General features: G+C 70.8%; 10 protein-coding genes. 6 read left to right on the top strand and 4 right to left on the bottom strand.

The annotated features are described in order from the left end of the window. Positions 1-264: 264 nt before the first annotated feature. Genes MT347_RS14855 through MT347_RS14845 form a run of 3 tightly spaced genes read right to left on the bottom strand, consistent with a single transcriptional unit; the run spans position 265 to position 3,367 of the window. Positions 265-1,422, bottom strand: a complete 1,158-nt coding sequence (locus MT347_RS14855; protein ID WP_243502056.1) for a DUF4350 domain-containing protein — start codon at positions 1,420-1,422, stop codon at positions 265-267. A gap of 5 nt (positions 1,423-1,427) precedes the next feature. Next, positions 1,428-2,081, bottom strand: coding sequence for a DUF4129 domain-containing protein (locus MT347_RS18455; RefSeq protein WP_243502055.1), 654 nt, complete (start codon positions 2,079-2,081; stop codon positions 1,428-1,430). Then, on the bottom strand, positions 2,078-3,367 hold the full coding sequence (locus tag MT347_RS14845) for a hypothetical protein (RefSeq protein WP_243502054.1): 1,290 nt from the start codon (positions 3,365-3,367) through the stop codon (positions 2,078-2,080). The genes MT347_RS18455 and MT347_RS14845 overlap by 4 nt, the downstream gene beginning before the upstream one ends. Positions 3,368-3,527: 160 nt before the next feature. Here MT347_RS14845 and mtrA point away from each other — a divergent pair, with 160 nt between their 5' ends. The 5 genes from mtrA to hpf all read left to right on the top strand — a co-directional run bounded on the left by mtrA (position 3,528) and on the right by hpf (position 9,058). Next, on the top strand, positions 3,528-4,208 hold the full coding sequence (gene mtrA, locus MT347_RS14840; RefSeq protein ID WP_243502053.1) for an MtrAB system response regulator MtrA: 681 nt from the start codon (positions 3,528-3,530) through the stop codon (positions 4,206-4,208). A 7-nt stretch (positions 4,209-4,215) separates the two neighbouring features. Continuing rightward, positions 4,216-5,895 (top strand): MtrAB system histidine kinase MtrB, encoded by a 1,680-nt coding sequence (mtrB, locus tag MT347_RS14835; protein ID WP_243502052.1) that lies wholly within the window; start codon positions 4,216-4,218, stop codon positions 5,893-5,895. Further along, on the top strand, positions 5,892-7,550 hold the full coding sequence (locus MT347_RS14830) for an LpqB family beta-propeller domain-containing protein (RefSeq protein WP_243502051.1): 1,659 nt from the start codon (positions 5,892-5,894) through the stop codon (positions 7,548-7,550). Before mtrB ends, MT347_RS14830 begins: the two co-directional genes overlap by 4 nt. A gap of 80 nt (positions 7,551-7,630) precedes the next feature. Then, positions 7,631-8,299, top strand: a complete 669-nt coding sequence (locus MT347_RS14825) for a ComF family protein (RefSeq protein ID WP_243502050.1) — start codon at positions 7,631-7,633, stop codon at positions 8,297-8,299. Positions 8,300-8,392: 93 nt separating this feature from the next. Continuing rightward, positions 8,393-9,058, top strand: a complete 666-nt coding sequence (gene hpf / locus MT347_RS14820; RefSeq protein ID WP_243502049.1) for a ribosome hibernation-promoting factor, HPF/YfiA family — start codon at positions 8,393-8,395, stop codon at positions 9,056-9,058. Positions 9,059-9,227: 169 nt separating this feature from the next. Here the strand turns inward: hpf and MT347_RS14815 are convergent, their stop codons facing one another. Further along, a complete protein-coding gene (locus MT347_RS14815) occupies positions 9,228-10,541 on the bottom strand; it encodes a hypothetical protein (protein ID WP_243502048.1) in 1,314 nt (437 codons plus the stop codon). A gap of 184 nt (positions 10,542-10,725) precedes the next feature. Between MT347_RS14815 and secA the strand changes: the two genes are divergently transcribed. Further along, on the top strand, positions 10,726-13,527 hold the full coding sequence (gene secA / locus MT347_RS14810; protein WP_243502047.1) for a preprotein translocase subunit SecA: 2,802 nt from the start codon (positions 10,726-10,728) through the stop codon (positions 13,525-13,527). The last annotated feature ends 26 nt before the right edge of the window (positions 13,528-13,553 follow it).

Below are 13,553 nucleotides of genomic sequence, written 5' to 3'. Positions count from 1 at the left end.
CGACGTGGTCGTCGGCGGCTCGGGCCTGCGCGCGCGTGGTGGCGGGAGCGGTCGTCGGCGGCGCGGCCGCGGGGGCCGGCGCGGGGGTCCCGGCGGCAGGGGACATCGAGCCGGCGGCGGGGCCCCGATCCGCGGCGGCGGCGCCGGTCATCGGGGGTGCGTCGGAGCCCGCTGCCGAGGCTCCGGGGTCGTCGGCGCTCGTCGGCGCGGGGACCTGGGCCGGGTGCGAGGGCGCCGGCCAGGCCGGGTTCTCGGGGCTGTCGGTCATGGTGTGGTCCCTTCGGTTCGGACGGCGGCGCGCACGCTCGCCTCGAGGTCGCGGAGTCTGTCGGCGGCCGCGACCAGGTCGCGGTCGGTCCGGGGCTGATCGTCGACGAGGATGCCGCGCACCCGCGTGCGGTCGGCGCCCAGGCGCTCGGCGACCGCGTCGGCGACGTGATCGGGGGCGCTGCGCGCCGACAGCCCGAGCAGCCGTTCGAGGCGCCTGCGCGCGGCCCGTCGCAGTTCCTCGAGCGCGTGGGGCGCATCGCGCGCGGTGGCGTAGAGACGGGCGCGCCCCTCGGTCGTCTCGTTCGCACGCACGGTGACCGGGAGACGCTCGGTCACGAGGGGGCCGAACCGTCGTCCGCGCCAGATGGCGGCGACCAGAGCGGCGACGAGGAGCAGCAGAATGCCGGGGGTGACCCAGGGCGGGGTCAGCTCGCCCAGTGTCGGGGCGTCGGTCGCGCGATCGGCGTCGGCGGGGGAGGGCATGTACCAGACGAGGGAGTCGGCCTGGCCGAGAACGGCGAGGGAAAGTGCCGCATCCCCATCGCGGGGGAGCGTCGCGTTGGTCAGGGTCGCCAGAGCGTCGAGGGCGGTGACCGTGCGGCCCGCCGTCTCCTGGGTGAGCAGGCCGAACTCCCCGTCGACCGGGAAACAGCCCTGCACGTCATCGCTCGGCGTCATCAGTTCGCCGACGCGGGCCGTGACCGCGTTGGACGCGGCGGGCACGGAGCAGTCAGCGGCGACGGCCTGGTCGTCGGCGAACCCGCCGAGACGGGATCCGTCGAGGAGCACGTCGAGAGTGCGGGTGCGGGGTTCGAGCAACACGACGTGGCGTGCGCGACCGGTCAGATCGCGCAGCGCCTCGTCGGACAACATGGGGGCGTCGCGCAGGGCCAGCGTCGCCTGACCGCCCGCCAGCGCCCGCTCGGCCGCCGCGCGGTCGCGCGCGACGGTCACGCTCACGCCCTGCCGCTCCAGGATGCGGACGACGGCGCGGGTTCCGTCGGGACCGGCCGACTCGGGGTCGAGGGCTGCTCTCTGCGTGTACCCGCCGTAGACGAGGGTGCCGCCGACGACGGCGACGAGCAGAAGCGCCACCGCGAGGGCCACCCAGCCGAGGGCTCCGCGCCAGCGGGACGGGGCGGATGCCGTCACGCCGCTCACGTCGTGGCCGCCGGCGTCGGGCGCGTGCGCACGGCCTGGTCGTCGAGGTCGACGATCGCGCGGTAGCGCTCGATGGTTCCGGGTCGGCGCAGGTAGCGCACGTCGTCGAAGATTTCCGCGGCGGTGTCGAGGGGCGATGCCAGGGACGGAAGAGCGGAGGCCGCTTCGCGGCAGAACGCGCGGACGGTGGCGCCGGGCGGCGGGTCGACGAGACCGCGTTCGGTCAGACCCCGGGCGAAGGCGCGGAAGCGCAGGACGATCGCGTGGTCCCAGTCCGCTCGCGCGGCTGCCTCCCCGGCGTCGGCCCGCAGCTCATCGGCGGATCGCACGTCGTCGTCGAAGAGGGCGTGGGCCGGCGGTGTCGCGCGCGACGCGAGTCGCGGGCGTCCCCAGATGAGGAGGGCGACCACGATCAGGGCGGCGACGACGATCGCGAGCACGATGAGCGCCGACGGCCCCCACCCGGACGTGTCGGGCACGCGCAGCAGGTCGCCGAGGAACCGTCCCACCGCCTGGGCGATGCGGTCGATGAAGGTCGGCTCCGCGGCCTGATAGGTCGGATCGGCCAGTTCCTGCTCGGCCCACTCCCGGGCCTGGTCGGGATCGGGGAGCAGCGGGAACACCGCGGCAGGGAGGGACGGGACCGTCACGCGTCGCCGTTCGATCCGGGGGCAGCCCACGTGGTGGGGGTCGTCCCTGCGGTGTCGGGCCGAGGGGGCGCGGGGATGACCGGCGCGGTCGAGGTGGACCCGGGGGTCGCCGAACCCGGGCCGCCCGCGGTGGCCGTGTCGACGGGGGGCTGCCCGGCGTACCCCGGCTGCCCGGCGTATCCCGGCTGCCCGGCGTATCCGGGCTGCCCGGTCATCGAGCCGAACGGCGCGGGTGCGGGGCGCGGGACGACCCGTCCGACACCGACGAGGTAGGGGTCGCTGAGATCGGCCGCTCCGGCGTCCCGCGCCTCGACATACGTCTGCAGGTCGTGGTCGAGCGCCTCCACGCGCATGCGGGCGTCGACGTACACGAGTGCGGCCGAGGTGGACTGCACCACGAGCGCGATGCACTGAACGAGCAGGATGCCGAGCTGGCCGACGATCTGAACCGCGATCAGACCGACGAGCGCGCCGGTCTCGGTCTCACCCGTCGGCGCGATGATGATCGGCACGAAGCCGCCGATGAGGCTGAAGGGGATCGAGATGATCTGCGCGATGATGCTGAACGCGACCGAGATGACCACCAGGACGCCGAGCGTCGACCAGAACCGCCTGCGCGTCAGCCGCCACGATCGACCGATCGCGCGGAACACCGGCGCGCGCTCGAGGATGATGACCGACGGCACCAGGAAGAGTTTGGTCGCGAGCCACAGCGAGACGACGATGAGCCCGAGCACGGCCAGCACCCCGAAGAGGATGCCGAGCCAGAGCACCGACATCACCAGCAGGGCGACGATGCCCGCGAGAACCCCGACCGCGACGACGACGGCGAGAAGGGTGAGGGCGCTGTACCCGATCAATCGCCAGACGACGGGTTTCACGCGCGCCCAGACGGCTCTGAGGGAGGGCTTCTCGGCGACGACGGCGTGAGCGACCTCGGCGACCACGACGCCTTGCACGATGACGCTCAGCGCGCCCGTGGCGACGCCCAGGACGAGAGCCGTGGCGCCGGTGAGCACGATCGAGCCCGCCAGGATGGCGTCGAAGTCGTCGCCTCCGGGGGCCACGGTGTCGAGGCGTGCGAAGCTCGCGACCGCGGCGGCGGCGACGGCGGCGGTCAAGACGACGTAGGCCACGGCCTGGGTGATCAGCGCGAAGCCCAACAGCACCTTCGGGTTGTGACGCAGCGCGACGAACGAGCGACCCAGGATCGCGCCGAACCCGTACGGGTGCAGCGGAACGATCCCCGGGCGGGATGCCGGAGTCCAGGCGGGGTACGCGGTCACGGTGGCGCCTCCTCGTCACATGGCGGTCCGTTCATCGTGTCACACACCCCCGACACGCTCGCCTCCCGTGCAGGCAGGTCGACTACTCTCGAAGAGACATGCCCCCACCGGGGGCGTCATGCCCGTTTCCGAGCGGGTCCGAGCTGGAAGACGTACCCGAATGACTTCACGGATCCTGGTTGTCGACGACGACACCGCGCTGGCCGAGATGATCGGCATCGTGCTGCGCACCGAGGGATTCGACACCGTCTTCTGCACCGACGGAGCGCAAGCGGTCGACGCGTGGCGCACCGAGCGGCCCGACCTCATCCTCCTCGACCTCATGCTTCCGGGCGTCGACGGCATCGAGATCTGCACGCGCGTGCGCGCCGAGTCGGGTGTCCCGATCATCATGCTGACCGCGCGCACCGACACCGCCGACGTGGTCAAGGGGCTCGAATCGGGCGCCGACGACTACATCATGAAGCCCTTCAACCCGAAGGAGCTCGTCGCCCGCATCCGCACGCGCCTCCGCCCCGTGCAGTCCCCGGTCGACGAGACCCTCCGCATCGGCGATCTGGTCGTCGATGTCGCGGCCCACGAGGTGCGTCGGGGCGACGCGCCGATCGGGCTCACCCCGCTGGAGTTCGAACTCCTCGTCGCGCTCGCCGAGAAGCCGCAGCAGGTGTTCTCGCGCGAGATGCTGCTGGAGCAGGTGTGGGGCTACCACTACAAGGCCGACACCCGCCTGGTGAACGTCCACGTCCAGCGCCTGCGCGCCAAGGTCGAGGCCGACCCCGACAACCCGCGGATCGTGACCACCGTGCGCGGCGTGGGCTACCGCGCCGGCGCGGTGGCCTGAGCACCTCATGACGGGGGCGGTGCGCACCCTCCCGCCCCGGCCACGCGGCCTGCGCGATTGGCGGGCGTCGCGCGATCGTCTGCGCACGCTCTGGCGCCGGTCGCTGCGGTTCCGCACCATCGTCATCACCGTCACGCTCACCGCGGCCACGATCCTCGCCACCTGCCTGGCCATGGCCCTCGTCATCCAGAACGAGCTGTTCACCGCCCGCAAGGATCAGGTGCTGCTCGAGGCGCAGCGCGCCACGGCCGCCGCACAGGCGACCCTCGACGCCGCGGTCGATTCCACCGATCCCGCCGCCGCACAGACCCTGATGAACGGCATCGCGACCCGCTTGTCGCAGCAGTCTTCGAGCGACCTCATCGCGCTGTACCGCATCGGACCCCCTTCCCCGCTCGCTCCTCAGCCCTTCATCTCACCCGCCTTCGAGTCGGCGTTGGTCAGTGACGCCCTGCGCACGCAGGTGCAGTCCAGCCCCGACCTGCAGTGGTGGCAGTCGGTGGCGCTTCCGTCCGACGGGCGCGAGGTGCCCGGCATCCTGGTGGGACACCAACTGCGGTTCCCGGCCTCGGACGGGGTCGACTCGTACGAGCTGTACATGGGGTACGACCTCGTCAGCGCCTCGCAGACGCTCTCGTTCGTGCAGGTGCTGCTGTGGGTGGTGGGCCTCGTGCTCGTCGTGCTCATCGGGGCGATCGCCTGGTTCGTCCTGCGGTCGGTCACCACCCCGATCGCGGATGCCGCCGAGACCAGCGCGAAGCTCGCCGCGGGCGATCTGGGAGTGCGCCTGCCGGTGCGCGGTGAAGACGAATTGGCGACGTTGAACCGCTCCTTCAACGCCATGGCCGACAGCATCGAGTCGCAGATCAAAGAACTCGCCGACCTGTCGCTCGTGCAGCAGCGTTTCGTCTCCGACGTCTCGCACGAGCTGCGCACCCCCCTGACGACCATCAAACTCGCCGCCGACATGATCAACGACCAGCGCGCGGAGTTCGACCCCGTCACCGGTCGCGCCGCCGAACTGCTGCACGCGCAGGTGCAGCGCTTCGAGGTGCTGCTGACCGACCTGCTCGAGATCAGCCGGTACGACGCGGGGTCGGTGCAGCTCGAGCTCGAGCCCACCAGCCTCGCGCACCTCGCCGAGGACGTCATCCTGTCGATGGAGCAACTGGCCGAGGCCCACCGCTCCGACGTGCGTCTGGTGGCGCCCGGCGGGTACACCCCCGTCGACATGGACGCCCGCCGCATCCGCCGGATCGTCCGAAACCTCCTCGGCAACGCGATCGAGCACGGCGAGGGCCGTCCGATCGTCGTCTCGGTCGACAGTGATCGGGATGCCATCTCGCTCGGCGTGCGCGATTTCGGCCTGGGCATGCGCGCCGAGGACGTCGAGCGCGTGTTCGACCGCTTCTGGCGTGCCGACCCCTCGCGCGTGCGCACGATCGGCGGCACGGGCCTGGGCCTGTCGATCGCGCTCGGGGACGCGCGCCTGCACGGCGGCACTCTGGCGGTGTGGTCGGAACTCGGCCGCGGATCGAACTTCGTCCTCACCCTCCCGCGCGACGGGAAGCCGGTGACCGGCTCGCCGCTGCCGCTCAAGCCCGACGACGAACAAGGGGGCGCCCTGGAGTCCCTCGGGCTCACGCAGCCCATCTCCACGCGCCCCGGGGTCAGGAGGCTCCTATGAGACGCGCCTTCGCCCTCGTCAGCCTCGCGCTCGTGCTCGCCCTGACCGCGTGCACCGGGCTCCCCACCTCCGGGTACGTCAACCCGGGCCGCGGACCGCAGTCCGACGACGCCCAGGCCTTCGCCTTCGTCCCCGACGGCCCCCAGGACGACGCCACCCCGACGGAGATCGTCGAGGGCTTCCTCCGAGCCGGCTCCGGACCCGCCGACGACTGGGCCACCGCGAAGCTCTTCCTGGCCACGGGCACGCAGTGGGACCCGCGGGCGCGCGTGACGATCGATCGCCTCGCGGATCGTCGCGCCACGGCCGCCGCCGACGGCACCTCGGTGGCGGTGTCGCTGACGGCGACGGCCGGAGTGGATGCCAGCGGCGCCTACGCCCCCGCCGCCTCGGGCACGGCCGAGACGCTGTCGTTCTCCCTGGCACGCGTCGACGATCAGTGGCGTATCACCGAAGCTCCCGACGGCGTCGTGCTGTACGAAGAGGTGTTCCCGACCGTCTACCAATCGGCATCCATCGCGTACTTCGACCCGACCTACAGCTTCATCGTCCCCGACGTCCGCTGGTTCCCCCGTGCGCTGGTGGCCAGTCGCGTGGCCACCGCTCTCGTCGACGGCCAACCCAGCGCGTGGCTGGCGGGTGCGGTGGAGTCCGCCTTCCCCGACGAGCTGTCCCTCGTGGGGCGCTCGGTCACGCTGTCGCAGAACGGGGTGGCGCAGGTGCAGCTGCCGCAGGCGGCGCTGAGCCTGGACCGGACACGGCTCGACCGCATGCAGACCCAGCTAGTGCGCAGTCTGGCCACCGCCGGCATCAGCGATGTGCAGATGACCGTCGGTGGAACGCCCATCGCCGCCACCGAGGTGCCGGTCCGTGTCACGCGCGTCGACCCCTCGCCGGCCGTGCTGACGTCGGTCGGGCAGTTCGGCTCGCTCGCGGGCGACGCGGTCGAGCCCCTCGGTGCGCTCTCCGACGCCGTGGAGTCCCTCGCTCCCGCCGCCATCGAGTTGGAGGCCGACCGCAGCCTCGCCGCGGTTCGCACGCAGCAGGGGAGCGTGGCCAGCGCCCTCGCCGACGGGCGCACCTTCCTGCTCGACGATCGCCCGGGCCTCATCGCCCCCACGATTGACGCCGAGGGAGCGATCTGGAGTGTCCCGGCCTCGGCGCCCACCCAATTGCGAGCCATCACCGCCGAGGGCGTGCCCCTCGACGTCGGCAACGCCTGGCCGGATGCCGCGGAGATCACGGCCATGCAGATCTCGCGCGACGGCACGCGCATCGCCGCCATCGTGACGGTGTCGGGGGCGCGCGAGGTGTGGGTCGCCGGTATCGAACGCACCGACAGCGACATCGATCTGGGGCCGCCTCACGTGCTGTCGTTCTCGCAGCCCGGGGCGTTCGATCTGGCGTGGCTCGACGACACCAACGTGGGTGTCCTCTCGAGCGTGGACGGGGTCAGCTCTCTGCATGAGCTCGGCGTGGGCGGTCGTGGCAGCGACTCGGTGGCGCCGGAGGGCACCCGGACGCTGGCGGCGGGCAGCACGAGCGTGCGCGTGCTCGACGATCAAGGACGCCTCTTCAGCCGCCGCGGCAGTTCCTGGACACTCGTCGCCTCCGGCATCCGTGTGCTCGCGGCGCAACAGGGCACCACGTCCTGAGGCTCCTCCCCAGGCGGCGGCCGTCCACGGAACGCGGATGCGACGGACGGCGCGGAGGCTCGGTCCGTGAGGCTTGTCGCGTGATCCTCCCGGCCCCTCTCACCGCGGCGTTCCGCGACGCGCTGACGTTCTGGCTCCCGATGGCGTGCGTGGGCTGCGGCACTCTCGACGTCGCGTTGTGCGACGAGTGCCGCGAGCACCTCGCGCCGGGTCTGATGCGGCGCACACTGGACTCCTCTCTACCGGTCGTCGGCGCTCTGGCTTTCGACGGCGTCGCCGCCCGGGTCATCCGGGCGTTCAAGGAGGAGGGGCGCACGTCCCTTGCGCGCGACCTCGCCCCGGCGCTGGCCGCGGCGCTCGCAGCATCCGTGCCGCCCGGCGCGCGTGTCACGACGGTCCCGTCCTCGCGCGCGGCGTTCCGTCGACGGGGCTACCGACCGGTGGAGCTGCTGATGCGACGGGCGGGCGGGCGGCCCGAGCGTCTCCTCGGACTACGGGGGGCGCCCGCCGATCAGCGTGGACTCGGCGGGCGCGAACGGCGCGAGAACGTCCGAGGCGTGTTCCAGGCGCGCGCGGCCCTCAGCGGGACGGTGGTGGTCGTCGACGACGTCGTCACGACGGGTGCCACGCTGGCCGAGGCCGCGCGGGCGTTGCGCGCCGCGGGCGCTACCGATGTGCGAGCCGTCGCGCTCGCGCACACGCCGCGTCGTGGGGGATCCGCAGGTGAACCAGAGGTGATTCGCACGTGACACGGCGGTGGCCGCCCACTAGCGTGGGGATGACTGAAGGCGACGGCTGTTCCGCCCTTAGACCGGGCGGAACCCGGAACAAGGAGGTCACTGATGGACACCAACATCGTCGGCGTGGGAGTCGGTATCACCGATCGATTCCGCACCGTGGTTGAAGAGAAGGTCAGTCGCATCGAGCACCTGGCGCCCCGCGCCGGAGCGCTCGAGGTCAAGGTGACTCATCGGGCCTATCGCAACGGCCGCATGGAGGACGACACGGTCGAGCTCACCCTCGACGGCAAGGGCCCGGTCGTCCGGGCGGAGGCGACGGACGTCGACAAGTTCGCCGCCCTCGACCTCGCGGTCGACAAGATCTCTGAGCAGGTGCGCCGCGCGAAGGACAAGCGCATCGACGCCCGCAACCACCCGCGCGGTGCCAAGTTCGAGAAAGGCACCGGCGAACTCTCGGGAATCGACGTCGAGCCGGCCTCCGTCGAGGTTCTTCGCGCCGTCGCCACCGGATCCATTCCGGTGCAGGCAGAGGGCGCCGCCGACGAAGAAGACTATTCTCCCGTCGTCATCCGCCAGAAGGAGTTCGGCGCCGAGTGGATGACGGTCGAAGACGCCGTCGACCGCATGGAGCTCGTCGGTCACGACTTCTTCCTGTTCATCGACGCCCGCACCGATCACCCCAGCGTCGTCTACCGCCGCAAGGGCTGGGACTACGGTGTGATCGCCCTCGCGACACAGGCTCCGCCGGTGATTCAGGCGGCATCCTGACATCTGCGTGACAGACGCCCCCGTCCGAGAGGACGGGGGCGTCTGGCGTGGAGGATGTGCGGTACGCCGGCTCGGGCGTCGTCAGGTCGTCGAGCGGCGCCGGGGCACCGATGGCTGCGGGCATCGGGCAGGAGCGCCACCCCGCGCCCGCCGCTTTGCGCGGCCGCGCTCAGCCGTCGAAGATGTCGCCGAGCAGCGAGCCGATGACGAGGCCGCCGAGCATGCCGCCGACCATGTTGCCGCCGCCCATGCCCCCGCCGCGACCGTACCCGCCGCCGCGGCCGTAGCCGTTCCCACCCCAGTCGTCGGGCCGGGACTGTTCGATGTCGCGCTGCGCGATCTGCAGGGACTCGGAGGCCAGCGAACCGGCACGTCGAGCTGTGGCGAGCACCGTCTCGCGGTCGTCCTCGGCGACGGGGCCGAGCGGGAGTCCGGCGCGCAGGCGTTCGGCTTCGACGAAGCGAGTACGCGCGTCGGCGCCGATCCACCCGCGGTGTCCGGTGATCAACCCGCGGGCGACCGCCAGCTGACGGTCGGCGTCGTCGATCGCATGCTCGACCTGCTCCTGCGAGGGGACCGGGCGGGCAGCGCGCTCCCGAGCGATGTCGAGGTCGGCGTTGGCCTGGCGAAGCGATGACAACGCGGCGAACGGGTCGCTGCGCGTGCCCGACGCGGGGAGTGCGGAGAGGGCGCTCTGCAGAGTCGCCATCGCCTGGGTCACGGTCGGGGTCTGCGCACCGCGACGCGCCTCGACGAGGTCGTTACGGGAGTCGTCGATGACCGCGGCGAGGGTGGATTCGGCGCGCAGCGCCTCGATCTCGAAGGTGTCGACCGCGTCCAGGAGCGACTCGGCACGACGGACCGCCTCGGTGGCCGCTTCGAGAGCGACCGACGCCTGCTCGCGCTGGCCGGCCTCGCGACGTCGTTCCGACACCGACGCCGTGTGCACGGCGAAGTCGAGCAGCTGCTCGATCTCTTCCGGATTGCCGCCGATCTGCGACAGTGCGGAGTCGCTGTACCGGTGGGACAGGCGGGAGACGACCTCCCGCGCGTTCGGCACACGCTCGGCCAGGCGGTCGCGGTCGGCCCGCACGCGCGCCAGCGTCTCGGGCGCTCGGCGAACCGCGTCGATCTTGGGCTGAAGCACCTGCGTGCGCTCCTCGAGCAGATCCTCCGCCCACTCGGACAGCTGGATGACGCGCGCGTTGCGTGTGCGCAGCTCCTCCTTGGTGTCGGGGATCTCGTCGTGGTTGAGCTGGTGCAGACGGAACGCTTCGGCGAGATGCGTGCGCACGGAGTCGAGGGCGGCGGCCAGATCTTCGGTGGCTTTGTCGCCGAGCTCGGCGCGCGCGAAGTCGAGCTCGTCCGAGGTCAGACGCACCCGTTCGTCGGCGGCGACGATCGCCAATTCGGCCCGACGCGCCAGATCCGCGTCGGCCGCGTCTTCTTCTTCGCGCTTCCTCTTGCCCCAGAAACCCGCCATAGCTCGATCCTAGGCGGCGGTTTCCTGCGCGTCGCCGTGTGTTCGCTGCGGGCGGGAAACCCGGCCGGATGATCGCGGGTCCTTCGCAGGTCACGAACGGGTAACACGGATAACATGGACGCTGTATGCCTGTTCGCAGGCCGGCGTCCGCACGGGCGCTGCACCCGACAGATGGAGATTCTTCGTGGCAAATCCGCTCGAGAGACTGCTGCGCGCCGGTGAGGGTCGCGTTCTGCGTCGCCTGCAGGGCGTCGTCAAGGCGACCGGGGCGCTCGAAGAGGACTACGAGCAGCTCACCGACGATGAGCTGCGCAACGAGACCGTCGAGCTGCGTGCCCGGTACGAGGCCGGCGAGACGCTCGACCAGCTGATGCCCGAAGCCTTCGCAGCCGTCCGCGAGGCCGCCAAGCGCACGTTGGGACAGCGTCCTTACGACGTTCAGGTCATGGGCGGCGCAGCCCTGCACCTGGGCAACATCGCCGAGATGAAGACCGGTGAAGGAAAAACGCTGACGGCGGCCCTGCCCGCCTACCTGAACGCGATCGCCGGCAAAGGCGTCCACGTCATCACCGTCAACGACTTCCTCGCCAGCTACCAGTCGGAGCTCATGGGCCGCGTGTACCGCGCGCTCGGCATGACGACGGGCACGGTCGTCGCGGGCCAGACGCCCGAGGTGCGCCGCGAGCAGTACGAGGCCGACATCAGCTACGGCACGAACAACGAGTTCGGTTTCGACTACCTGCGCGACAACATGGCGTGGCGCAAGGAGGACCTCGTGCAGCGCGGTCACTTCTTCGCCATCGTCGACGAGGTCGACTCGATCCTCATCGACGAGGCGCGCACCCCGCTGATCATCTCGGGGCCGGCATCCGGCGAGGCCAACCGCTGGTTCGCGGAGTTCGCCAAGCTCGCCCGCACCCTCGAGGCCGGCGTCGACTACGAGGTCGACGAGAAGAAGCGCACCATCGGCGTGCTGGAGCCCGGCATCGAGAAGGTCGAAGACTACCTGGGCATCGATAACCTCTACGAGTCGGCCAACACCCCGTTGATCTCGTTCTTGAACAACTCCATCAAGTCGATCGCGCTGTTCAAGCGCGACACCGACTACGTCGTCATGAACGACGAAGTGATGATCGTCGACGAGCACACCGGGCGCATCCTGGTGGGACGCCGGTACAACGAGGGCATCCACCAGGCCATCGAGGCGAAGGAAGGCGTGCCGGTCAAGGCCGAGAACCAGACTCTCGCGACCGTCACGCTGCAGAACTACTTCCGTCTGTACGAGAAGCTCTCGGGCATGACCGGTACCGCCGAGACCGAGGCGGCCGAGTTCATGTCGACCTACAAGCTCGGCGTGGTTCCGATCCCCACCAACCGGCCCATGATCCGCAAGGACCAGTCCGACCTCGTCTACAAGAACGAGACGGCGAAGTTCGCGCAGGTCGTCGAAGACATCGTCGAGCGCCACGCCAACGGTCAGCCCGTCCTCGTCGGTACGACGAGCGTCGAGAAGAGCGAGTACCTCTCCCGCCTGCTGGCTAAGAAGGGCGTGCGCCACGAGGTGCTCAACGCCAAGAACCACGCTCGCGAGGCCGAGATCGTTGCGCGCGCCGGGCGCCTCGGTGCGGTGACGGTCGCCACCAACATGGCCGGTCGCGGAACCGACATCATGCTCGGCGGCAACGCCGAGTTCCTCGCCGTGCAGGAGATGAGGGCGAAGAACCTCGACCCCGTCGAGACGCCCGATGCGTACGAGTCCGAGTGGGACACGGTGTACCAGTCCATGCGGGACACCGTCGCCGAAGAGGCCGCGAAGGTGACCGAGGCGGGTGGGCTCTACGTGCTGGGCACCGAGCGCCACGAGTCCCGTCGCATCGACAACCAGTTGCGCGGTCGCTCGGGTCGTCAGGGTGACCCCGGCGAGAGCCGGTTCTACCTGTCGCTCACCGATGACCTCATGCGCCTCTTCCAGTCGGGCGCCGCCGAAGCCATCCTGGCCCGCACGAACTTCCCCGATGACGTCGCGATCGAGTCGGGTCTGGTGTCGCGCGCCATCAAGAGCGCGCAGTCGCAGGTCGAGGCGCGCAACGCCGAGATGCGCAAGAACGTGCTCAAGTACGACGACGTGCTCAACCGTCAGCGTGAGGCCATCTACGCCGACCGTCGCCACATGCTCCAGGGTGACGATATCGCCGACCGCGTGCAGCACTTCATCGAAGACGCCATCACGGCGGTGATCGACGACCACACGGGCTCGGGGCACACCGAGTCCTGGGACTTCGACGCGCTGTGGACCGAGCTGAAGACCATGTACCCGGTCAGCGTCACGATCGACGAGGTCGTCGCGGAGGCCGGCGGCAGCAAGGGGCGCATCACGCCGGAGGGCCTGAAGCGCGAGATCATCTCCGACGCCCGCATCGCATACGAGAACCGCGAGAAGGCGCTCGGTGAGCAGGCTCTGCGCGAGCTGGAGCGCCGCGTGGTGCTGCAGGTGCTCGACCGCCGCTGGCGCGAGCACCTCTACGAGATGGACTACCTGAAAGACGGCATCGGTCTGCGAGCCATGGCACAGCGTGACCCGCTCATCGAGTACCAGCGCGAGGGGTACCAGATGTTCCAGTCGATGATGGGGCAGATCAAAGAGGAGTCCGTCGGCTTCCTCTACAACCTCGAGGTCGAGGTGCGAAAGGTCGAGGGCGACGAGGCGCAGGTCGAGGCCAAGGGTCTCACGCCGACCCCCGTCGAGACGCAGCGCCTGGAGTACTCGGCCGCCAACGACGCGGGCGAGGTCGAGGTGCGCAACGACCGCGGACAGGTGCAACAGGCGGCGACGAACCGCCTCCGCCAGGCGTCCCAGCAGCCCGCCGCCCCCGCGGCCGAGCCCGCGTCGACCGGCGCCCGCGGCGCCTTCGGACAGCGCACGGACTCCGTCGACGAGTCCGCCGCATCGAACCGCGCCGACCGTCGAGCGGCGAAGAAGAAGTAACGAACGACAGACGGATGCCGTGCCCC

Source organism: Microbacterium sp. VKM Ac-2923 (genome assembly GCF_022815605.1).
Lineage (GTDB): Bacteria > Actinomycetota > Actinomycetes > Actinomycetales > Microbacteriaceae > Microbacterium.
This window is presented reverse-complemented; position numbering and strand designations above follow the sequence as displayed.